The 20552-nt window shown below is 57.0% G+C and carries 17 protein-coding genes; 8 read left to right on the forward strand and 9 right to left on the reverse strand.

Annotated features, from left to right (window positions below; translation table 11 throughout):
• Nucleotides 1-123 precede the first annotated feature (123 nt).
• The gene (locus HF945_RS16665; protein ID WP_290523683.1) at nt 124-1521 is read left to right on the forward strand and encodes a hypothetical protein; all 1398 of its coding nucleotides are present in this window, start codon (nt 124-126) and stop codon (nt 1519-1521) included.
• 131 nt (nt 1522-1652) lie between these two features.
• Here HF945_RS16665 and HF945_RS16670 read toward each other — a convergent pair whose 3' ends face one another.
• Both HF945_RS16670 and HF945_RS16675 read right to left on the reverse strand, forming a co-directional pair.
• On the reverse strand, nt 1653-3353 hold the full coding sequence (locus HF945_RS16670; RefSeq protein WP_290523684.1) for an MBL fold metallo-hydrolase: 1701 nt from the start codon (nt 3351-3353) through the stop codon (nt 1653-1655).
• A gap of 78 nt (nt 3354-3431) precedes the next feature.
• Nucleotides 3432-4502 carry a helix-turn-helix transcriptional regulator gene (locus HF945_RS16675; RefSeq protein ID WP_290523685.1) on the reverse strand — a complete coding sequence of 357 codons (1071 nt, stop codon included), beginning with the start codon at nt 4500-4502 and terminating at the stop codon, nt 3432-3434.
• A gap of 331 nt (nt 4503-4833) precedes the next feature.
• Between HF945_RS16675 and HF945_RS16680 the strand changes: the two genes are divergently transcribed.
• Nucleotides 4834-5013: a YhfG family protein gene (locus HF945_RS16680; protein ID WP_102790534.1), complete on the forward strand. Its 180-nt coding sequence runs from the start codon at nt 4834-4836 to the stop codon at nt 5011-5013.
• Between the two features lie 16 nt (nt 5014-5029).
• Complete coding sequence (locus tag HF945_RS16685) at nt 5030-5614, forward strand: putative adenosine monophosphate-protein transferase Fic (protein ID WP_290523686.1); 585 nt, start codon at nt 5030-5032, stop codon at nt 5612-5614.
• Nucleotides 5615-5776: 162 nt separating this feature from the next.
• Here HF945_RS16685 and HF945_RS16690 read toward each other — a convergent pair whose 3' ends face one another.
• From HF945_RS16690 to HF945_RS16705, 4 genes are all read right to left on the reverse strand, one after another.
• Nucleotides 5777-6892, reverse strand: a complete 1116-nt coding sequence (locus HF945_RS16690; protein WP_290523687.1) for a Wadjet anti-phage system protein JetD domain-containing protein — start codon at nt 6890-6892, stop codon at nt 5777-5779.
• Complete coding sequence (locus HF945_RS16695; RefSeq protein WP_290523688.1) at nt 6889-10542, reverse strand: SbcC/MukB-like Walker B domain-containing protein; 3654 nt, start codon at nt 10540-10542, stop codon at nt 6889-6891. The genes HF945_RS16690 and HF945_RS16695 overlap by 4 nt, the downstream gene beginning before the upstream one ends.
• Before the next feature lie 481 nt (nt 10543-11023).
• Nucleotides 11024-11716, reverse strand: a complete 693-nt coding sequence (locus HF945_RS16700) for a DUF4194 domain-containing protein (RefSeq protein WP_290523689.1) — start codon at nt 11714-11716, stop codon at nt 11024-11026.
• Nucleotides 11682-13136 (reverse strand): Wadjet anti-phage system protein JetA family protein, encoded by a 1455-nt coding sequence (locus HF945_RS16705; RefSeq protein ID WP_290523690.1) that lies wholly within the window; start codon nt 13134-13136, stop codon nt 11682-11684. Before HF945_RS16705 ends, HF945_RS16700 begins: the two co-directional genes overlap by 35 nt.
• Before the next feature lie 248 nt (nt 13137-13384).
• Here HF945_RS16705 and HF945_RS16710 point away from each other — a divergent pair, with 248 nt between their 5' ends.
• Together HF945_RS16710 and HF945_RS16715 are read left to right on the forward strand one after the other, a co-directional pair.
• Complete coding sequence (locus tag HF945_RS16710; RefSeq protein ID WP_290523691.1) at nt 13385-13669, forward strand: hypothetical protein; 285 nt, start codon at nt 13385-13387, stop codon at nt 13667-13669.
• Entirely contained in the window at nt 13656-14198 is a 543-nt protein-coding gene (locus HF945_RS16715) for a DNA-binding protein (protein ID WP_290523692.1), read from the forward strand. The genes HF945_RS16710 and HF945_RS16715 overlap by 14 nt, the downstream gene beginning before the upstream one ends.
• Nucleotides 14199-14425: 227 nt before the next feature.
• On the opposite strand, the gene HF945_RS16720 is transcribed toward HF945_RS16715, so the two are convergent.
• Nucleotides 14426-15289 (reverse strand): YicC/YloC family endoribonuclease, encoded by an 864-nt coding sequence (locus tag HF945_RS16720; protein WP_290523693.1) that lies wholly within the window; start codon nt 15287-15289, stop codon nt 14426-14428.
• A 320-nt stretch (nt 15290-15609) separates the two neighbouring features.
• Here HF945_RS16720 and rph point away from each other — a divergent pair, with 320 nt between their 5' ends.
• From rph to HF945_RS16735, 3 genes are read left to right on the forward strand one after another with little or no spacing between them, the layout of a single operon-like run.
• Nucleotides 15610-16326, forward strand: a complete 717-nt coding sequence (gene rph, locus HF945_RS16725) for a ribonuclease PH (protein WP_290523694.1) — start codon at nt 15610-15612, stop codon at nt 16324-16326.
• A gap of 9 nt (nt 16327-16335) precedes the next feature.
• Nucleotides 16336-17001: an orotate phosphoribosyltransferase gene (gene pyrE / locus HF945_RS16730; protein ID WP_290525439.1), complete on the forward strand. Its 666-nt coding sequence runs from the start codon at nt 16336-16338 to the stop codon at nt 16999-17001.
• Nucleotides 17002-17003: 2 nt separating this feature from the next.
• Nucleotides 17004-17618, forward strand: a complete 615-nt coding sequence (locus HF945_RS16735) for a hypothetical protein (protein ID WP_290523695.1) — start codon at nt 17004-17006, stop codon at nt 17616-17618.
• A gap of 838 nt (nt 17619-18456) precedes the next feature.
• On the opposite strand, the gene slmA is transcribed toward HF945_RS16735, so the two are convergent.
• Together slmA and argB are read right to left on the reverse strand one after the other, a co-directional pair.
• Nucleotides 18457-19041: a nucleoid occlusion factor SlmA gene (gene slmA, locus HF945_RS16740; RefSeq protein WP_290523696.1), complete on the reverse strand. Its 585-nt coding sequence runs from the start codon at nt 19039-19041 to the stop codon at nt 18457-18459.
• A 416-nt stretch (nt 19042-19457) separates the two neighbouring features.
• Nucleotides 19458-20357, reverse strand: a complete 900-nt coding sequence (gene argB, locus HF945_RS16745; RefSeq protein WP_290523697.1) for an acetylglutamate kinase — start codon at nt 20355-20357, stop codon at nt 19458-19460.
• Between the last annotated feature and the right edge of the window lie 195 nt (nt 20358-20552).

Raw genomic sequence — 20552 nt, forward strand, 5'->3', positions numbered from 1 at the left:
ACTTTTCATTATTGGGTGGTCTGGGTCAACAAGATTGTTCACTTCATCAGCATGTCATGCTTGCGGCTGCTTTGAAATATGAATCTTCATAACATAATAAATTAAAATTATTTGGAGGCAGGGATGCGAGATCGTTTGATTCAGACATCACCATCAGGTGAAGTTACTTCTTGGGTAAGAAAGAACCTCATCGAGGTAGAGAAAAAGGAAGAGCACCTTGAGGCCGTATTGGCTGAGCATTGGGATTTGCTGTGCCTTGAGGACGTGGGGGTATTCGCCAAGAATGTTCATGTTGTTCGACAGGCGAGTGCTAAGGATATTACCGGTGCTCAAAAATACCCGGATATTTTGTTTTTGACAGATTCCGGGCATGTCGGGGTGGTTGAGGTAAAGCGATACTCAAACCCTGAGCTTGCGGGAAGAAAGGTGGTTTCCCAAATTCTTGATTATGGCGCCACAATTACGACTCTGCCTGAGCCAGACCAGGTTAGACTTTTCAGAGGCCCCGGATCGGGTGCATTGTCCTTCGAGGAGTTAGTTGGAGAGGTTTTCTCTGACTGTCGAAATGCTAGTGCCTTGGCGGCAAGATTGGCCCGCCAATTAAAGTATGGGCAGCTTCATTACATCATTGCCTGCGACCGCGCCCCGGATGGATTGTCGGCATGGATAAAGTCGATTAGTCAAAGTGATGCAACTGACTTTTCAGTCTCTGTTGTAGAGGTGTCCCCCTATCAAAGAGAAGAAGGAGAGGGTGGCATCATTTGGTTTTCGGCGCCGAAGATAAAGACAGAAACCATACAGAGAACCACCATCTGCTTTGATGTTGACTCTTCAGGAAATCGCGTAAATGTATTTTTGAATAGCGAAGTGACTGAGGAAGGCGTCGATGTGCTCAGCGGTGGGGATGATGAGAAAAGGGTTACAAATTTTGATCGATTTCAGTCTTCGGAACAATCATTAAATAGTGTCGTTTCCTGGGGTGACCATGACCTTTACTCGATTCTTAAAGGGCTTCACAACGAAGTCATACATGAGAATTGGGATTGGGTTTATGACGGGTTCTCGGAGTCAGAGCATGTGTGTTTTCTACGTGGCAAGCGCAGCCCTGGGTTTGTCGAAGGAAGGTATGGTATTAACTGGCTTAAGCCCTGGCGGCCCAGCCTGTTCGCCGGCGTTTACTTCTATGGCTGGGATCATGGCTTAGAGGCGAGTGAAGAAGCGGGCGACTTTGCGATCATTCTTGATGTCGATACTAAATGGGGCCGCGATAGTGGGTTCTATGATTCGGCACAGTTTCAGACACTGATGAATAGGCTGGGATCCCTGGCCGATTGGCAATTCGCAAAAACACAAAACCGATATCATCCAATCATGATAAGAAAGCCGATGTCCAGAGCGTTCCATGGTGTGAACTCCGTGGAGGGATTGAAGCAGCGATGGTTGGACCTGGCAAACGATGGTTTGACTCAGATGCTTTCTGGTGGAGAATTGGTGGAGTTTAGACAAAGTATCAATGATTGATTCTGTGGTCGCAAGAGAGGTTAGCTGATATTTGCACATATGACTGGTTTAATCAGGCTCGATGTGGCAGACACATTCTGAAGAGCCTTTTTCCTTATTTTTCAGAATGAGTCTGCCCGATATTGCTTGAATTACTCGGCTTGATTTTCGATATGTTTTTTCAAATCAGGTCGTTGCTTAAAGATAGCTAATAATTGTTCGAGATCTTCGTCTTCGTAGTTATTTGCCTCTGGTTCTAGTGATATCCAACCGGATTCCTCTCCGGGTAGCTGTATGTCCAAGTCCATGCCAAGCTCTGCTGATTTCGAGAAAAGAGCATCTCTCAACGCATACCTGTTTCTGTCATCTCCGTGTTGAAGAAAAATGGTGTCTCCGGCGGGCAAGTAGCCCTTTTTTGCATTGCATAGCACCCAATTCAAAAGATCTTCCTGGTCTCCGTGGGCTGAATAACCTTTGATTTCCTCGATGTTCGCCATGATATCGGCGATAGCGATGCTTTGCTTGCTATTCGGCCAATGGATTATGTTGCTGTTCATTCTCCTGTCAGGGATTGGAAGGCCCCGAATGGATAAAAGCTTCCCGCAAATGGTGTTTGCTCCGCAAAATCCCGTCGTTGCCACAATGTTGTTTTTGTTAGTTAACAACATCGGAAGCCAGTAAGCAGCGCGACCAGCGTCACCGTTTCCGGACCCTGTTACGATGACGGTCGGACGGTTAGAGGAGGCTGCTTCCTCCCGCGAGGGAATTCTCCGGGATATAATGGGCTTCCAGTTGTGGGCAATCTGGTTGCCTTCCAGCAACCCCTCCCACTTACTGTTGTCTTTATAGAGGCTGATGGCATCCATGGCCTTTACTGCCTCCTTAAGATGGTCCGGGTGGTTGTTGGTAAGTCCCAAAAGGTCGAACACTTGTTTGCCGAGCCACATAGGCCTCGTCTTCTTGGGATTGCTCTCCGTTTTCGACCAGAATCTGCGTGTTTCATCCAGAATTTCACGACCGAGCGGGAAGTCATAGTAAAAGTCGACTTGCTCATAGCGTCCAGGATCTTCAGCAACGATGGCATGCAAGTCGAACAGGACATCCTGGCTTCGTCCTAGAGCGAAAGCGGGAATGAGGAGTGTTCCCTGAGAGTGGAGGATATTGTCAATGAGAGACTTTAGATGGTCTCTACGAATGCTTGGAGCTTTATCTGAGGAGCTGCGGTTTGTGGATCCATAAGTGGATTCCATGACGGCATAATTATGATGGCCTGGATTCATTGTATGGCGAATGGCAGGTAGTACTTCATTATCTTGAGGCTGAGGTCCAATATCGCCTGAAAAAACGATGCTTCTTTGTTCTGGTGACATCGGCCTTCCCCAGTGAATGCTGACCGATACCGCGCCAAGTATATGGCCGCTTCTCTGATACTGGACAAAAAGGTCTTGGTCTACGGGGTGGTAGCCCCCCAGAAGAGGTTCTTTTTTAAAATGACACCATTCAATTCTGTCTATATTTTCCTGATTGAATAAATCAGGGCTCAAATGCATTGAATTTTGATACTGAATCTTGGCGATTTCCGCTGTTTCTTCGGTGCAGTAAACCTTTCCAGAAAAACCAGATTCGTAGAGTGAAGGGATGAGCCCGCTGTGGTCCATATGTGCGTGAGTGAGCACAATAAATTGAATCTCAGCCGGGTCGAATGGCCACTCTTGGTGATTCCACTGATCCGCAGTAATTTCACCCTGCTGCATTCCGCAGTCGATTAAGAAGCTCCAGCCTTTCTCATTGTCACGCATCCAGGTGCAGGATCCCGTTACTTTTCCCAACGGTCCAATGAATTTGATTTCCATAGTGATTTCCTTATTTCATCGAGAGTTCAATCAAAATTATGAACAGCTCATTCAGATAGACTTAGAAAATAGGCCGCTTTATGACTCGCGACATTCAGCGGCTTTCAGATTCTGGCGTCGGTGCTCGTATACTTCTTTTACCTCTTCGATGCAGTCCATTAGTTCGCTTAGTTTCGGTAGCCCTTTGTTTTCTGATGATCCGATCTTTCTAAATAGCGGTTTATCTTTGAGCTCAAGGGCTACGGCAATGCGATGGCCCCAAGAGCTCGGGAATGGGGCGATGGAAAGATCATCGGTATGGACACGAGTGATAGAAATATGCGCATTGCAGAAAGGTTGTTTCAGCATCAGGTCTAATGAAATTCCGCCCTCAGTGGAGAAAGCGTTTACTGTGCACTCAGGCATGTTTCGGCAAAGGGAAACAATGAACCAAAGAACCAGGGTTTCGTCCTGAAGAAACACGGTTTTAGCGGGACCAACTTCTTCATATACCCTAAGGCTTACCATGAATTGGGTTTGCTCACCGATGTGTTTGCCGTTGTCATAAAACTCGGGGTAGAAACTGGACAAGATTCTTCGGATGTCTCGCCCCAATGCGTGCTTCGGCCATTGCGTCATGGGCCGCCAGACATAACCAGTGGCCTGACTGTAATGAAGCTCTTTCAGCACAAACTCTACGAATTGTTCGCCACTGTTGCGGATAGGGATTTGGAGAGCGCCTTCTTTACTGTCTGGCGAAATAGACCAAGAGGGGATGGGGCCGGTAGGAAACTCTGGTAGGCCGCCCCCAGTCATGTCCTTGACTGGAAAGGGGCGCTCGCAGTCAATGTAATCCTTAATGAAGGGAACGACTTCGTAGTCCTTGTTGAAAAGGTGTCGCTGAGGTTTGCCTTCGTCGATACCCGGGTGCTGCACTTCACAAAAGAAAGGTGAGAACAATTCCGCTCTTTCCAACCCCTGCAGGTGCTTCACCGTAACGCCCAGAAACTTAGCTATCTTCTCTGCGGTTGTCTTAAGACACGTTCCCCGTTTCTCGAGTTGATTATAGGCCCTACGAGAGATCCCTACATTTTCTGCAACCGCTTCCTGAGATAGGCTGCCCCGTGTTTCTTTGAGGATGGTTGTGTCGAGTTCGATGTCCCTGGCCATTGTTTTCCCCTGTCCTAGTGAGTTGATGAGCGGAGTATCTGCTGCACATAAATCACACACAAGATCGCATATGTGATGTATGATGTCGTGTGGTTGGATTTTATGCAGGGCTGCTGGACTGTTATTGGGTGCTTAGTGGTTCCACGCTTTAGTTGCTAGCCTGCTGGCGATGGTGTGTTGGTTGGGCTGGTTTCGCCTGCGGGCATACCCGAAAGGGCGCAGAGGGTTCCTTCAGGTGTTGTGGGCTGAGGCATAGGGGGTGGTTAAAATCTGGCCAGATTTCTTGCCATTTGTTATAATAAACAGACATTTACCTGCTAATGGGTGTGTCATGTCGTCTCCTTCTGTTCAGGCCAAAAAGGCCTACTTTGCCAAGGTGCGGAAAGCCAACTATTCGGCGAGCCTGCGCCTGGAGGGCTTTGTGGTGCAGAAGGATGGGGCTGTGAAGAAGCATGCTTCCCGCGAGGCCGCAGTGATTGCTCATACACGTCAGGTGAAAACGAAAGCCTGAGATGGATAAATACGGGGTGGGCCAGGACAGTTACTGTTACCCCGATACTGAGGTGCTGAAAAACCGCCTCAACATTGAAGATGACGAAGCCCTTTCTGAGGCAGAGCGGGAAATCACCGAGCTTGCCGCTGAAGACATCGAGTTTGAACCCCCTCCCTACGATCTTGCTACCCTCCAACGTATCCACCGACAGTTATTTGCCGATATTTATGACTGGGCCGGAGATATCCGTACCGTAGATGTCTCCAAGGGGGATACGCGTTTCTGTACGACCCAACGCATTGTTCCTGAAGCTGAGAAACTGTTTGAACAGCTGGAGGATAAGGGCTGGTTCGAAGGTTTGCCTCGTCATGTGTTTATTGATGCGCTTTCTGAGCTTTACGGTGAGCTCAACATGGTGCATCCGTTTCGGGAGGGTAATGGTCGGGCACTGCGTCTGTTGTTTGAATTCATCATTGTGAATGCGGGTTATGAAATCAGCTGGAGCGGGGTGGATGAAGACGAGTGGCTTGAGGCGAATATTCTTTCTGCGTTGGCAGTTGATGCTTCGGGGTTGCGGGCCATTTTCGAGAAGTGCGTTGGTGGTTTGATCGAGGGGTGATTATTTGTGGGAGCGGTGATTCCGGCGCCATGGGTTTTGGCCTCGCTGGGGCTCGGATCGCGGTGGAACCACCGCTCCTACAAAACATTTCCGTGATGAGTGGTTCGTCCAACAAGAGAGGCTCCTGCGGTTGGCGGAGATTGGCGCACGCCAATTTCCGCCCTACGGGATGTGAATGGCTTCCTGGTCCAGGGCGTTGTTGGTTTGTCTGAGGGCGGGGAGCAGGGTGGTGTCGGTGTAGGGGCAGCCGGTGGTGCCGGGGTCGGTTTGGGCGGTTTTGCCGGTTTGTTGTGGGGTGTGGCCGCCGCCGGTGTTGAGGAGTTCCAGCATGGGTTGATAGCCCGGTTGCCAGGCTTGCAGGTTGGGCAGGCTGTTTCTTAATGCTTTCAATATTCCCATGCCTGCAAAGTCCAGGTCACCCCAAAAATAGCAGGGCAGATCTTCGCTGAGCCAGTGCTGTTGGAACAGTCCGGGGGCGCTGCCGGGGAGGAAGGCGAAGCGGGTGTGTTCGCTGCTCAGGCGGGTGGCGCTGGCGCGGAAGCCGCCGCTGTAGAGCAGGGCGTAGTCTTCGGGTGGGTTTTCTACCAGGCGCAGGAAGCTGTCCTGGTTTTCTACGATAAGCAGTTTGCTGAAGCCGGGTGGCGCCCAGGCGGTAAGGAGCAGTGGCCGGGGTTTGATACCGTTGGCGTTGTCGCCGTAGAGTTTGAGCAGCAGGTCAAAACGGTTATCCAGCGTCTTTGAGTCGCCGTTGAAGCAGCGGGCGGCGATTTCTCTGAGTGTCAGGTTTTGGTTCAGGTACGCCTCCACGTTGGCGAAGGCACTGACGATCTCTGCCGGGGTGAGGCCGGGAATCTGTGGTTTTTGATTCAGCAGGGCTTCGCCGTTGTCGGTGAAAGTGGTGGTGTGTTGGTTGATGGCCTGTAGCCATGCCTCTACCACCGGGTCTCGCTTGGGGCGGTTCAGCCACTCTCTTAATAGCGGTTCGCAGGCTGGATTCAGGCGGCACTGGGCGTTTTCGTAGGGTTCCTGAAACGCGCTGCGTTTTTTGTCGAGAACAATCTCGAAGATACCGTGGTCGCGGGCGATTTGTTGCAGCAGTTGCCAGCGGCCTTGGGTGTCTTCGTTGAAGTCGTAGAGTGCTGGCAGGGTGCTTTTCTTGATGCGGCGGGTGATGGCGCGCTGCGATGGTTCGCCATCACGGTTATCCAGCTTGTCCAGAAACCAGCCTAGCCACTTGGCCAGCCAGGGCTCGTCCTTGAGCCAGATGGGCGTGGTCATGGGCTGATCTCATCCATAAAGTCCAGCGCTCCCTGCTGGCGTATCACTCTTCTGTGTTGTTCCCACAGTTCGCTGATGCGTTCCTGGTTGAGTTGTTGTCTATCTACCAGTACCCGGGTGTTGAGTTCGCCCACGGCCATGGGGCTGGGGACTTTGCTGAATACGAACTGGTTGCTGATCAGGTCCAGGAAGGGGCCGGCTTTGCTGGTGGGCATGATGAAGATGAGTTGTAGCCCCAGGGTGTTGGTGAGGTAGTTGATGACGCTCTTGGAGCGGCTTTCGTCCATGTGCATGAAGGCTTCGTCGACGATGACCATGCGCAGGTGGCTGTCGCCTTCGTTGAAGCGGAAGGCGCTGGTGATGGCGGCGGCACGGATGATGTAGGCCGGGGTTTCCAGCTGCCCGCCGGAGCCGGTGCCGTACTGGCTGAGGCTGATGGGCTGTTTGCCTTGCGGGTGTTTGAGGATGTCGTACTGGCGGTAGCGGCGGTAGTCGCTGATGCGTTCCAGTTCGCGCAGGGCCTGTTGTTCGTCGCCGTCCAGCAGCAGGTTGAGCAGGCGGTCGCGCACCGCTTCGGCCTTGGCTGAAAGAGGGGTGTCGAACAGGCTGGTGCCGTCGCCCAGGTTGGGTATATCGATGACTTCCTTGAAGAAGTTCCAGTATTCCTTGTACTCCGGTATCCACTGCCAGTCGAATTCAAAACGCTCTCGGTCGGCACCGAACTGGTGGTGTTCCAGTTCGCTGTTGAGGCTCTTGAGGATGCGCTCGCCGTCGTTGATGGCCTGATGGATCTGACTGCACAGGTCGCTGACGAAGGTGGTGTTGAAGGTGTCGCGCAGGCTGGTGAGTTTTTCCTGCTTTTCCAGCAGCACGTTGTTGCGCAGGCGGTTGTGCAGGTTGTCCAGTTGCTGGTGGAGACTCTGGATGTGGCCGAAGAACGGAGCGCTGTTAAAAGTTTCAGGCGTGTCTGTCAGAACCTGATCGGCGGGCTGGGCCTGTTTGTTGTACTGGTCCAGGGTTTTTTCCAGTGCGATGAAGGTTCTGTTGAGCTGCCCGGTGAGCGCTTCTTCTTCGGCAATAAAGTCGATGTCGCCGTGGGCGTTTTGCAGCCGCTCATCCATGGCTTCGATGCGCGGTTCCACATCGAGGCCGGGCCAGTATTTAATGCAGCCATGCAGGTTGGCTTCGGCTTCTTCCTGGGCTTCCTGAAAGCGTTCGCTCTGGTCGGCCAGGGTGGTGATGGTTTTGCTGCAGGCGCTGAGTTTTTCGCTGAGCTTGCCGTTCTCTTCGGTGAGCTGCTTCTGTTTGGCTTCCAGTTCCTGATGCAGGGTCTTGGCCTGTTGCTGTTTTTCTTCCAGCTCTTCGTGATCGCTCAGGTCCAGGGTGGCCAGGGCTTTTTCGGTTTCCTGTAGCTGACGCTGGGCGTCGAGCAATTGCGTTGCCGCGTTGACCCAGTGCAGGGGCTGGAAGGTTTTGACCTGGGTGTGCAGTTGGCGCACGGCCTGATAATCGTCGGCGGCGCGCTGGTAGTTTTCCTGCAGTTCCATGAGCGCGTTGCGTTGGGCGTGCAGGTTGCGTTCGCGGGCGGCTTCGCCGAATACCAGATCGCTGTCCGGCAGGTCGCAGCGGAACATGGCGTAACCGCCTGAGCCCAGACCATCGGCGGTGATGCCGCGCCGGGTGCGGCGCAAGGCTTCGGCGTCTTCCACGCACACCACGCTGCCATAGGAGGCTTTCAGGTAGTGCTCGGCGGTGCGGTGGCTGAAGCGCAGGGCGTGGAACAGGGAGTCGTCGGGCAGCTGCACCCGTTCTGCATCGCGGCGGGCCTGTTCGCCCTGAATCACGCGGGCGCGGTTGCGTTGTTTGCCGCTGAGGCGGCGGACGATGCGGATGGCTTCGGCTTCATGGTTGGGTTCCACCAGAATGCCGAAGCGGGCTCCGCCAATGTAGCCTTCGATGGCCATCTGCCAGTCCGGGTCCTGCACTTCCACGTGATCGCACAGCACGCGGGGTTCTGCCTGGGGGCATTCCTGTTTGATGGCCTGAATGGCGATCTCTACATCCTGCGGGTAGTTCACCCGTTTGGATTCCAGGTTGCGGATCTGTTGTTCGATTTTCTTTTGTTGCTGGTCGAGGGTTTCCAGGGCCTGGCCGCGTTTGTTGACGATGCGGTCCAGTCGCTGGGCGACGGAGAGTGCTTCCTGGCCGGGTTTGTCTTCCCGTTCGCTGTGCAGTTGTTCGGCTAGCTGATTGTGCAGCTGCTGTTCGCTGCGCACCCGGGTGAGGCCGTCTTCCAGCGGGGACAGGTCGATCCAGTCCCGGGCCAGCATCTGGTTCAGGTCCGGCAGGGCGTTGCTCTGTTCGGCGAGCAGCGCCTTGCTGGTGCTGCGCCAGTGTTTGCTGGCGAAGCTGGGCAGTTCCAGTTCGATGCTGTGGCGGGCCAGTAGGCTCTGGATGTTGCGCAGGGCTTCCAGGTTTTTGTTGCGCTGCTGATCCTGTTCCAGCAGCGGGCGGGCGCCATGCTGGAGTTGCTGGGTCAGGTCGGCCAGTTGTTTTTCCAGCTGTTGTTTGTCACGCAGGGCGGGGATGCCGAGGATGCGCGCTTGCAGTTCCACCAGTTCCGCGTGGGCCTGGTCGAGGCGCTGCTGTACCTGTTCGGCTTCTTCGCGGTTGCCTTCCTGCTGCTGGCGCAGGGTGTTCTGTTCTTCTTTCTTTTCCAGATACTGTTTCTGGTTGCGCTGGAATTGTTGTGCGGCGGCGCCGTAGGCCTGGGTGGTGCGTTCCAGCCAGGTGTCCAGGTAGGTGTCGGTGTGGCTTTGTGCCTGGGCGAGCAGGTTCACGTTCTGCTGCAGCTGTTCCGCTTCTTCCGCCATGCCGTGGACGGTGCGCATGAGGTCGCGGATGCGGCGCAGGGTGTCGCCCATGTCGTGGGGTTCGAGCACTTCGCTGGCGACAAACTGGTTGATGGATTCCACCGGTTTGTAGGCCATGAAACGGGCGAAGGTGCGGGCGGCGTTCTTGGCTTCCTGTTGGGAAACTGCGTCGCGTTTGCCGCGCAGGGCGCCGTACAGGCGCGCCAGGTACTGGCCCTTTTTGTCGTAGGTTTCCACGTTCTTTTTGCCGAACTGCTGGCGCAGCTGGTTGGCGATGTGGGTGATCGGCACGGCATGTTTTGCACCGCCAGATTCATGAACGAAGTGCGATTCGCAGAGCATCTCGCCGGGAACGATCATCAACAGCAGTTCCTGCTGCCGGGCCTGGCTGGTGCTGCCGGCCTTGTCCAGATGGGCGCGCACGCCGATGACGGCGGTGAAGGGTTCGGCGGTTTCGCCCTTGGTGGGGTGGAAGACGCCGGCGATGTAGCCATCGCTGTCGTACGGGCGGGCGTAGGCGCCGTCGTCACAGCCGAGCACGTAGGAGGCCAGGGTGCGCACCTGTTTGCCGCCACGGCCGCGCTGGGTGGTTTCGTCCTGCCCCGGGTTGTAGTTGAACAGGTTGTCGTGGGCGGCGGTCATCAGGGTTTGCAGGGCGTCGGCGGCGGTGGTCTTGCCGGAGCCGTTGCCGCCGGAGAACAGGTTCACCGGGCCGTATTCCAGTTCGCCGGGGGGCAGGTTGCCCCAGTTGACGGTGATGGAGCGTTTTAAAAACATGGGTGGACCTGTTTGCGATTTTTTGTGGGAGCGTGCTTGCACGCGAATTGGGCGTTATTCGCTTGCAAGCAAGCTCCCACAGTCAGAATGAGTGTGGGGTGCGTTGTTGGGTTGTTTGGTTTTGTGTGGGAGCTAGCCTGCTGGCGATGGGGGGGAGAATCGCTTGCAGGCATACCGCAAGGGCACAGAGAGCTCCCACTGTTGGTCGGTTTTTTTGTAGGAGCGTCGCTCGAGCCGCGAAGCGCACTGCACCACCTTCGCAATCCCCTTCGCGGCTCGAGCGCCGCTCCTACGGGGAGGTGTTGGGTGGTTTCAATGTGGGAGCTGGCCTGCTGGCGATGGGGGGAGGAATCGCTTGCAGGCAAGCTCCCACATGGGGTTTCTCCAGGGCGAAGAGAGTTCCCAGGGGTGAGGGTTCTGCATTTGGGCAAAATCAAAGGATCGCCTGCAGGCAGGCTCCTACGGAGAGTGTAGGACTGGATCATTGCTGGTCCTCCTCCGGGGGTTCTTCGGCGTCGTCGTTGCTGGCGGGTTTGTTGTCTTCGCCTAGCAGTTGTGAGAGGACGGTGTCGGTGACCAGGCTGGTGATGTCCGGGCGGATGGTGAGCCAGGTTTCGTTGTCTTCCAGGCTGTTGTCACCGTCGCTGCGGATCAGGCGCAGTTGGCGCATGCGGCGAAACAGGGCGTCGCGTTCGGTGCGGCCTTCCGGGAGCGGGCGGCCGAGCAGGTTCTTGCTGGCCAGGTTGATGGCTTCCAGGGGCAGGGTGGCCTGGCCGTGTTCGTCGATCTGGCCGTCGCGCAGGGATTTGTCGTATTCGGCGCGCAGCACCAGGATCAGGGCCACTTCCTGCTGGCTGAGGCGATTGCGCAGGCCGCTGTTGAAGCCGTCGTCGGTGTCCGCTTCGCCGGGGATTTCGGCACCGGGTGGGAACAGGCGCAGGGAGGTGAAGCGGCGCTCGTGGTGCAGACGGATGTGCAGCACGCTCAGGTAGTCTTCCACCAGCTCGGGAATTTGCAGGTAGCGGTCGTAGAGTTCTGCTTCCTTCTTGCTTTCGCTGCGGCACAGCACGCCGTGATCCAGCAGGCGGATCATCAGTTCCGAGAATTGCGCCTGAGTGACGCCACGGGCGTTGAGGGCTTCACTCAGGGCGTGTTGTAGCGGTGCTTGGCTCATCGTGCTCCAGTTCCAGCAGGAAACCATCACGACGGACGAAGTAGTGTTCGTCGGTGATGGGGTCGGTGGGGGTAATGCGCAGGCGGAAGCCGTTGGCGGCGTGGTCGGCGCTGCCCAGTTCGATCACGTGGCTCAGAGCCAGCAGGTCGCGGGCGTTATTGATGGGCAGGTCGCGGTTGTCGATGCGGCGGCTGGCGCCAAGGGCATCGCGCAGGTAATCGCGCAGGGCGCCACCATTGATGTTGAAGGCCTTTTCCAGCAGTTGCTGGGTGGCCAGCTCGCGCAGGGTGGCGGCGTCCGGGTCGTCCAGTTCCACCATGCGGCTGTGCACCACCCGCTGGCTGCGTTGTTCGCGCAGGCGTACCTGGGCCGGGTCGATAAAGCCCAGGTGCAGGCTGGCGAGGGCATCGCCGGCTTGCTGCAGTCGTTGGTTGTAAGTGGCTTCATCCAGCTCGGACAGTTCCTTGCACAGGCCGACGATGTCGTTGTGCTTCTGGCTGTGCAGGTAGCTGAGCTGGCGGATGATGATATCGGCCCGGCGGGTGAAGCCCTGCAGGGTGCGGCGCAGGGCCGGCAGCATGATTTCCGAGGCGTTGCGCATGCGCGTGTCGATGCTGTCCAGCAGCTGGAACAGTACCGAAGCGTCCTGGCTGACGATCAGGTCCGGGGCCAGGCGGCGCAGTTCCTTTTCGGCGTTGGCCTTCCAGGCTTTGGGTTTGCGTTTGATCTTTTCGATGGCGCTGTGGATGCGGTCGCGATGCTTTTCCACGCTGTCGGCGGACATGCGGATGGCCACGTCCGGCTGGAAGCGTTTTTCCATGAAGTCGAAGAACTGATCGCTGGCCTGTTGCACCAGTTGTTGCGCTTCCACTTCCTTCACCAGTTCCCGTTTGCGTTCTTCCAGCTCGGCGATGATGTCGGTGAAGTCGGCGATGATGCGCTCGGAGTGTTCGTGGGCATCGAGCAGATCGTAGACCTCGCCGCGATCCACAAAGGCGGCCAGAGCATTGAGGGTGTTACGGGTGTTGCGGTGGCGGGTGCGTACGCTGCGCCCATCCACTTCCGCCAGGGTCTGGGTGAACAGGCGGCCGGTGCGGCTGAACGGGTAGGTGGACTGGAAGGAGGCTTCGTCCTTGTCCCGCTTCAGCCAGCCGTGTTCCACCAGCAGGTTGAGAATCCAGCCGGCCTGCTCGCGATTGTTGCGAAAGCGGCCGCCGTCTTCGTCGCCGTCCAGCAGTGGCGCCCGTTCCAGGGCTTCGCTGAACACATCCAGCACCTGATCACGCTTGAGCGATTCGCCGTAGTCCGCCTTGGCGCTGTACAGCCGCTCATGCAGCAGGCGCAGGCATTCGATGACCTGTTCGCGGTACTTGCCGGTGAGGGGCTTGAAGAATTGGGCGCGCTCGTCGCTGAAAAACATGGCTCGCTTTCTGGTGTTGGAAGGCGTCGGGGTAATAGGCCATTTAATCAGGTTGAGCGGGGGGCTCCAAGGGGGTTGTTACCTGAAGGAGTAAGGGCGAGCCACACTTTCGTCTGCAGGCAGACGCCCACGGCAAACACGGGGTTGTTCCTACAGCGTTTGCCGGCTTTGGCTGACAGCTCCCGGCTGTTGGGGCGGATTAGGCTGTGTCTTCGCAACGGATGAGATAGATGCAATGGAGGTGCGTGATGCCCAGAGACCGGCACGGTGATTGGGAAGTGGAAGTGGCGCTGTTGTATGCACAAGCCAATGGCTGGCGGGTGGAGCCGGGGGCGGGCCCCGCGCATGGGCGGTTACGGCGCCTGGAGAATGGCAAGGAGAATGGAAAGGAGAGTGGGGACGTGGCGTTCTCAGTGATGTGTATCTGGCAGGCGCCCAAGAGTGCCCATCGCCATGCCATGCAGATTCGTCGCGCCGTGGACCAGTCGATGCAGGGTGGTGGTCGGGAGGGGCTGTGGCATGGGCGAGTATGAATTTACGCTACGTTATCTGTTGCCCACCGGGCTGCCGGCGGAGGTACTGGAGCAGCGGCTCTTTGAGGGTGGCTGTGCTGATGCCTTGTTGGGGCTGGGGCAGAAAGGACGGCTGACGCTGGCCTTTACTCGTCCGGCGCCCACGGCAAAGGCGGCGGTGATCAGTGCGTTGCGGGATGTGGTGGCTTCCTTGCCCGAGGGGCGCCTGGTTGAGGTGGGGCCGGACTGGGTGGGCATGAAAGAGCTGGCGTTCTTGCTGAAATGCAGTCATGAATATCTGGTTTCGCTGATTGGCGATAATGTGGCCACGTTTCCGTTGCCCCTGCATGCGGGCAAGGCCGGCTTATGGCATCTGGCGGAGGTGCTGGGCTGGTTTGCCGAGCATCAGGGCAAGGCGGTGGATGAATGCCTGCGGGAGGTGGCCATATTCAACCGCACCTTCAATGTGGCGAAGGATTTCCGTCTGCTGGATACGGCACAGCGCCAGCAGATGGTGCTGTTGGCGGGGGTGGCGTCAGCAGAGGAGTGATGCTGGTGGGGCCGCACGGTATGCATGCTTTCGCCTGATTGGGTTGTGGCTTGGGTGGGCGACGGAAAGGCTGTATTCGTTCAGCAAGCTGAATCTCCCACGGTGCCCGGACCACCTGGTCGAAAATCGTCCCAGACATACCCTGATGCGACTGTTTGCTTCGAAGGTGGACTTGCAGGCGGCAGCCCGGGCGTTGGCGCAGTGGCGCGTGTGCCCGGTTTGGTCAATTATTCGATATTCTGGATCTGCTCCCTCATCTGCTCGATGAGCACCTTGAGTTCCACCGCGGCCGCGGTGGTTTCACTATCCACGGATTTGCTGGCCAGGGTGTTGGCTTCGCGGTTGAGTTCCTGCATGAGGAAGTCCAGGCGCCGGCCGATGTGGCCGCCTTTCTTGACGATGCGGCGTACTTCGCTGACGTGGGTGACCAGCCGATCCAGTTCTTCGTCCACGTCCATCTTCTGGGCCTGCATCACCAGTTCCTGCTCCAGGCGATCCGGGTCCGGCGATTCCACCACATCCTGAATGCGCTTGCGCAGGCGCTCACGCTGGGCCTCCTTGATGCGCGGGATGGCGGCTTTGACGATGTCCACCTGGGTCATGATGCCGTCCAGGCGGTCGATGATCAGCTTGCCGAGCTGCTCGCCTTCCCGGGCGCGGGTGTCGATCAGGGCCTTGAGGGCGTCGTCGAGCAGGGTGAGGGCTTCTTTCTGCAGCAGTTCCACGTCCAGTTCCCGGGTGCTGAGCACGCCCGGGTAGCGCAGGATTTCCATGGGGTTTACCTGGCCGGAGTGCTGTACCAGGTCACCCACCCGGCGGGAGACGTCGGAGAGTTTCTTCACCAGGGGTTCGTTGAGTTCCAGTTCCACGTCGCTCTCGATCAGCTGGTAGCGCAGGGTGATTTCTACCTTGCCGCGGGCCAGGGCCTGGCGGCACTTTTCCCGGGCGCCATTTTCCAGCGCGCGCAGGGTGTCCGGCAGGCGCGGGCTCACTTCCAGATAGCGATGGTTCACGGACTTGATCTCCCAGGCCAGGCTGAAGCCTTCCAGGTGACGGTCGGCGCGGGCAAAGGCGGTCATGCTGCAGATCATGGATGAACCTCGTTGTTATCCGTGGAATGGGGCGCCCGGGGATGTGGGAGCCTGCCTGCATGCGAAAGGCAGTTTCGAGCCTCGAGAAGCGAGTTTCGAAAGGCAAAACCCGGTGGTCGGAAAGCCCGGTTTTCGCAACTCGAAACTCGTCACTCGCTTCTGGTCTTGTTTTCGCTTGCAGGCAAGCTCCCACAGGGTTAACAGCAGGGCGGTGCCGGTTCTCTAGTCTAGTCGTAACGGGGGTGGGTGCAAGGAAGGCATTGGCGCCGGTGTTTGCTACAATGGCCAGCCTTTCGTTTTTCACTGATTCAGGAGATCCCATGCGTCCTTCCGGTCGAGCCAATGATGAGCTGCGTGAACTGAGCTTTACCCGTGATTACACCGTTCACGCCGAAGGCAGTGTGCTGGTGGCGTTCGGGAACACCAAGGTGCTGTGCACCGCCTCTGTAGAAGAGGGCGTGCCGCGCTTTCTCAAGGGCAAGGGCCAGGGCTGGCTGACGGCAGAATACGGCATGCTGCCCCGTTCCACCCATACCCGTTCCGGGCGGGAAGCCTCCCGTGGCAAGCAGGGTGGCCGTACCCTGGAGATTCAGCGCCTGATCGGCCGTTCCTTGCGGGCGGCGGTGGATCTGAGCAAGTTGGGTGAGCGCACCATTTATCTGGATTGCGACGTGCTTCAGGCGGACGGGGGTACCCGAACCGCGTCCATTTCGGGAGCCTGTGTGGCACTGGTGGATGCCTTTACCCATCTGCTGGAGACCAAAAAGATCAAGGATGACCCGCTCAATGGCCTGGTGGGTGCGGTATCCGTGGGCGTCTACAAGGACACCCCGGTGCTGGATCTGGACTACGCTGAAGATTCCAACGCGGGCACCGACATGAACGTGGTAATGACCCAGCAAGGCGGCTTTATCGAGATCCAGGGCTCCGCAGAGGGTGCGCCCTTTACCCGTGAGCAGTCCGATACCCTGCTGGGCCTGGCCGAGAAGGGCATCAACGAGATCATCAAGGCACAACAAGACGCGCTGGGTTGGTAAGCCATGAGCATGAAAAACTACAAGAAGCATTTTTTGCGTTTTGCCCAGGAGCGTGAGGCGCTGAAATTTGGCGAGTTCACGCTCAAGTCCGGCCGTACCAGCCCGTATTTCTTCAATGCGGGCACTTTCAATACCGGTGAGGCACTGGCCCGACTCGGCCGCTACTATGCGGATGCGATCATGGCATCTGGCCGGAAATACGATATGTTGTTCGGGCCGGCCTATAAAGGCATCCCGCTGGTGGCGGCGGTGTCTGTGGCGCTGGCCGAGCACCATGGCCAGGATTTGCCCTGGGCATTCAACCGCAAGGAAGCCAAGGATCATGGCGAGGGCGGTTGGCTGGTGGGGGCGCCCCTGCAGGGCCGGGTGCTGGTGATTGATGATGTGATTACCGCAGGGACGGCCATCCGTGAGGTGGCGGCCCTGTTCGAAAAGACTGAAGCAACCATGGCGGGGGTCATGGTGGCGCTGGATCGCCAGGAATGTGGCAATGGAGAGCCTTCCGCGGAGGGAAAAGGGCTGTCTGCGATCCAGGAAGTCGAAAAGACCTTAGGGGTGCCAGTGGGCAGTATCGTCTCCATGGGCGATATCATTGACTGGCTTGAGCAGCTACCGGATAGTGAGGATCGCGTTATGCAAATGCGCGCCTACCGGGGGCGCTACGGAGTGGAATAAGAATGAAGAAGCTTGTCCTGGTGCTGGCACTGGCGGTGTCGGCACCGCTGTGGGCCCGGTCAGGAAAACTGGCCAGTGAAGTGATGCCGCAAGGCGCCTATTTTCGTCACGTCACCCCGGATGGGGTGGTGCATCTCAATCGTACCCTGAGAACAGAGGCCATCGAGAATGGCTATCAGCTTCTGGACAGCCATGGCCGGGTGCTGGAAGAAGTGGAAGGGGTGGAACTGAATGACGAAGAGGCGCGCAAGATGCGTCTGGAACAGGCGCGCCAGGCCCGTGAAGACAAGGAACTTCTGCGACTCTATGCCGGCCCGGATGACGCGGTGCGTGCCCGGGATCGCAAGATTGATGCGCTGGAGTTGAGCATCAGCTACGAGGAAAACAATCTGGCCCAGCTGCAAATGAAGCTGGACGACGAGATTGCCGTGGCGGCGCGCAGCGAGCGCGCCGGCAAGAAGGTCCCCAAGGGAGTGAAAGAGGCGATTGACCGGCTCAAGCGTCAAATTGCCAGCTCCGAAGAAAAGCTGGCGGAGTTTGACCGGGAGATCGATGAGGCGGGCGAGGAGTTTGCCCCGATCATCAAGCGCTTGAAAGAGATTGAGAACGAAGAGTAACGCTGCACGCATCATGCTTCACCGGGCACGCTCGCGGTGCAGGTGAAGATAGCAGCAAGGAAAGAGGCCGCGCCCAGTATTCGGGTGCGGCCTTTTTTTTGCCCGCTTCGCGGGTGTCAGACGCTGGACGCCTGACGATAAAAGCTGAAACCATACCTTTTTCACCACAGAGGACGCAGAGTGCACAGAGAAAGACCGTCTTTCCTCAGTGAGCGCTGTGTCCTCTGTGGTAAATCTGCCTGTAACGGCGATGGCAAAAGCGCGGACTACCCTGACGAGCACAAGCACTACGCTGCTAAGGGGTAGCTCTGGATTTTATGTGGGAGCGTGCCTGCACGCGATGCGGCATCGCCAACCGCACAATCGTTTGCAAGCAAACTCCCACAGAAGATATGGCAGCCCAACCGCCGTAGGAGCCAGCCTGCTGGCGATGGTGGGGTGATCTGAAGCCCTTCGCCTGTGGGCAGGCTGATGGGGTTTCATTTGCTGTAGGCGTTCCTCTGGAGGGGCGAAGGTTTTCTGGCCGGGAGGTTCGCCCCTCGAGAGGGGGCTCCTACAAAAAAGGGGCAGCTCTGGATTTTATGTGGGAGCGTGCTTGCACGCGATGCGGCATCGCCAACTGCACAATCGTTTGCAGGCAAACTCCTACAGAAGAGAGGGTAGCCCGACTTTCACTGTGGGAGTTTGCTTGCAAACGAAGAGGTTTGTGTTCAGGGCCAAATCGTAATTTTCGGGGAGATAGTAAAAAGCCGCACCCTGTCGTTGGGGCGCGGCTTCTGTGGTTCAGGCTGGCGACAAAGTTGCCGTCGCGATGTTGAGAGCTGCGTGCAGCGTCTCTTTACCTGAACAGGGTGGGGACAAGCAGTTCCCATTGGGCTGGCCAGTCCTGGCTGGGCTTTTGCTTGAAGCCGGAACGGACGAACTGGGCGATACGCCCTTCCACCACGGCCAACAACAGGTTGGCGGTGATAGTGGGGGTGGCGATGGTGCGCAGGCCTTCCTTGAATTCGGCGTCGCGCAGTACCTGTTTGACCTGGTTTTCCACCCGGTCGTAGAACTGCTGGATGCGCTGGTGCAGGCGTTCGTTCTCGCCGGTAAGGGCATCGCCGGTGAGTAGTCGGGTGATACCCGGGTTACGCTCGGTGAAAGCCAGCATCAGGGTGAGGATCTGCTCCACCTGGCTGGTGGCGTTGCCTTCTTCGGTGATGCGGTTGATGCGCGAGAAGATGGCATCTTCGATAAAGCTGATCAGCCCTTCGAACATTTTCGCCTTGCTGGGAAAATGCCGATACAGCGCCGCCTCTGAGACCCCCACTTCCCGTGCCAGGCCAGCGGTGGTAATCCGCCCGCCAGGGCCGGCTTCGAGCATGTGGGCGAGCGACTGCAGAATCTGCTCTTTACGCGACGGTTTTTTTTCAGTCATCAAATGTCGTTCCCGTTTTAAGCTGCAAGCGACAAGCTTCAAGCTGCAACGCGAGTGTGGCTGTGAGGTATATCACATGCTGTGCCCGCGCCCAATGTTACTAGCCTTCTGCGGCATTTTTTTTATCCGTGTTGTAGCGGCTTTAGCGGCAATCCCCTTTGCCGCGGGTGTTAGTTGAAAGTTCAAAGTTTAAAGTTGAAACGCGTATTGATGCCTTTGGTTCTGCCTGGCCGTGCCCGCGTTTTCCGGTAAGGGCGCGGGTGCCGACCTTTCAAAAGCCAACAACGTCTGGCGCGCTTTTCAACTTTGAACTTTAAACTTTCAACTCGTCGTTCATCGCCATGCAAGCATGGGCTCCTACAGGAGCGGTGTTGTCTTTCCTCACAGCTGGCAGCTCAAAGCTCCCAGCTGTTTTTTCAGTCTTTGCTGATCAGGGTACCGATACCCTTGTCGGTGAGAATCTCCAGCAGTACCGCATGGGAGACTCGCCCGTCGATGATGTGCGAGGTATGCACGCCATTCTGTACCGCTTCCAGGGCGCAGCCGATCTTGGGGAGCATGCCGCCGTGGATGGTGCCGTCGTTGATCAGTTCATTGACCCGGTCGGCGGTGAGACCGGTGAGCACCTTGCCTTGCTTGTCTTTCAGGCCGGCCACATTGGTCAGCAGGATCAGCTTCTCGGCGCGTAGCACTTCGGCCACCTTGCCGGCCACCAGATCCGCATTGATGTTGTAGCTGATACCGTCGTCATCCACCCCGATGGGGGCGATGACCGGAATGAAATCACTGCCGGCAATCAGGTCGATGATCTTGGTGTCGATGCCCTGCACTTCGCCCACGTGACCGATGTCGATGATCTCGGAGGTTTTCAGGGCCGGGTTGTCTTCGTCCTGGGCCTTGAGCAACATTTTGCGTGCCTTGATCAGGCGCCCGTCCTTGCCGGTGAGGCCAATGGCCTGGCCACCGTTGTGCTGGATCAGGTTGACGATGTCCTTGTTGACCAGGCCGCCGAGGACCATTTGCACCACATCCATGGTTTCGCGGTCGGTGACGCGCATGCCCTGAATGAATTTGGATTCCTTGCCCAGGCGCTCCAGCAGGCTGCCGATCTGCGGGCCTCCACCGTGGACGATGACCGGGTTGATGCCCACCTGCTTCATCATCACCACGTCACGGGCGAAGCTGTTTTTCAGCTCGTCGTTTTCCATGGCGTTGCCGCCGTACTTGATCACGACGGTGGTGCCGGCAAAGCGTTGGATATAGGGCAACGCCTCAATCAGAACGCGGGCAATGTCATGCGCGCTGGTGGTGTCCATTGGTGCTCCTCGGGAATTGACGATTGCCGGGGAGTTTAAAGTTTAAAGTTCAAAGTTGAAACGCGAGTTAGTGCCGTCGGTTCTGTCTGGCCGTGCCCGCGTTTTCCGGTAAGGGCGCGGGTGCTGACCTTTCAAAACCCAACAACGTCCGGCGCGCTTTTTAACTTTGAAGTGTAAACTTTCAACTCCTCAGCG

The organism is Alcanivorax sp. (genome assembly GCF_017794965.1).
Classification (GTDB): Bacteria; Pseudomonadota; Gammaproteobacteria; order Pseudomonadales; family Alcanivoracaceae; genus Alcanivorax.

Excerpts from the sequence above, each read along its gene's own strand:
- HF945_RS16680 (WP_102790534.1), top strand. The coding sequence starts at position 4,834 with ATGTCGTCTCCTTCTGTTCAGGCCAAAAAGGCCTACTTTGCCAAGGTG.
- pyrE (WP_290525439.1), top strand. The coding sequence starts at position 16,336 with ATGAAAAACTACAAGAAGCATTTTTTGCGTTTTGCCCAGGAGCGTGAG.
- HF945_RS16710 (WP_290523691.1), top strand. The coding sequence starts at position 13,385 with ATGCCCAGAGACCGGCACGGTGATTGGGAAGTGGAAGTGGCGCTGTTG.
- HF945_RS16675 (WP_290523685.1), bottom strand. The coding sequence starts at position 4,502 with ATGGCCAGGGACATCGAACTCGACACAACCATCCTCAAAGAAACACGG.
- rph (WP_290523694.1), top strand. The coding sequence starts at position 15,610 with ATGCGTCCTTCCGGTCGAGCCAATGATGAGCTGCGTGAACTGAGCTTT.
- HF945_RS16720 (WP_290523693.1), bottom strand. The coding sequence starts at position 15,289 with ATGATCTGCAGCATGACCGCCTTTGCCCGCGCCGACCGTCACCTGGAA.
- slmA (WP_290523696.1), bottom strand. The coding sequence starts at position 19,041 with ATGACTGAAAAAAAACCGTCGCGTAAAGAGCAGATTCTGCAGTCGCTC.
- HF945_RS16700 (WP_290523689.1), bottom strand. The coding sequence starts at position 11,716 with ATGAGCCAAGCACCGCTACAACACGCCCTGAGTGAAGCCCTCAACGCC.
- HF945_RS16705 (WP_290523690.1), bottom strand. The coding sequence starts at position 13,136 with ATGTTTTTCAGCGACGAGCGCGCCCAATTCTTCAAGCCCCTCACCGGC.
- HF945_RS16670 (WP_290523684.1), bottom strand. The coding sequence starts at position 3,353 with ATGGAAATCAAATTCATTGGACCGTTGGGAAAAGTAACGGGATCCTGC.
- argB (WP_290523697.1), bottom strand. The coding sequence starts at position 20,357 with ATGGACACCACCAGCGCGCATGACATTGCCCGCGTTCTGATTGAGGCG.
- HF945_RS16735 (WP_290523695.1), top strand. The coding sequence starts at position 17,004 with ATGAAGAAGCTTGTCCTGGTGCTGGCACTGGCGGTGTCGGCACCGCTG.
- HF945_RS16715 (WP_290523692.1), top strand. The coding sequence starts at position 13,656 with ATGGGCGAGTATGAATTTACGCTACGTTATCTGTTGCCCACCGGGCTG.
- HF945_RS16695 (WP_290523688.1), bottom strand. The coding sequence starts at position 10,542 with ATGTTTTTAAAACGCTCCATCACCGTCAACTGGGGCAACCTGCCCCCC.
- HF945_RS16690 (WP_290523687.1), bottom strand. The coding sequence starts at position 6,892 with ATGACCACGCCCATCTGGCTCAAGGACGAGCCCTGGCTGGCCAAGTGG.
- HF945_RS16665 (WP_290523683.1), top strand. The coding sequence starts at position 124 with ATGCGAGATCGTTTGATTCAGACATCACCATCAGGTGAAGTTACTTCT.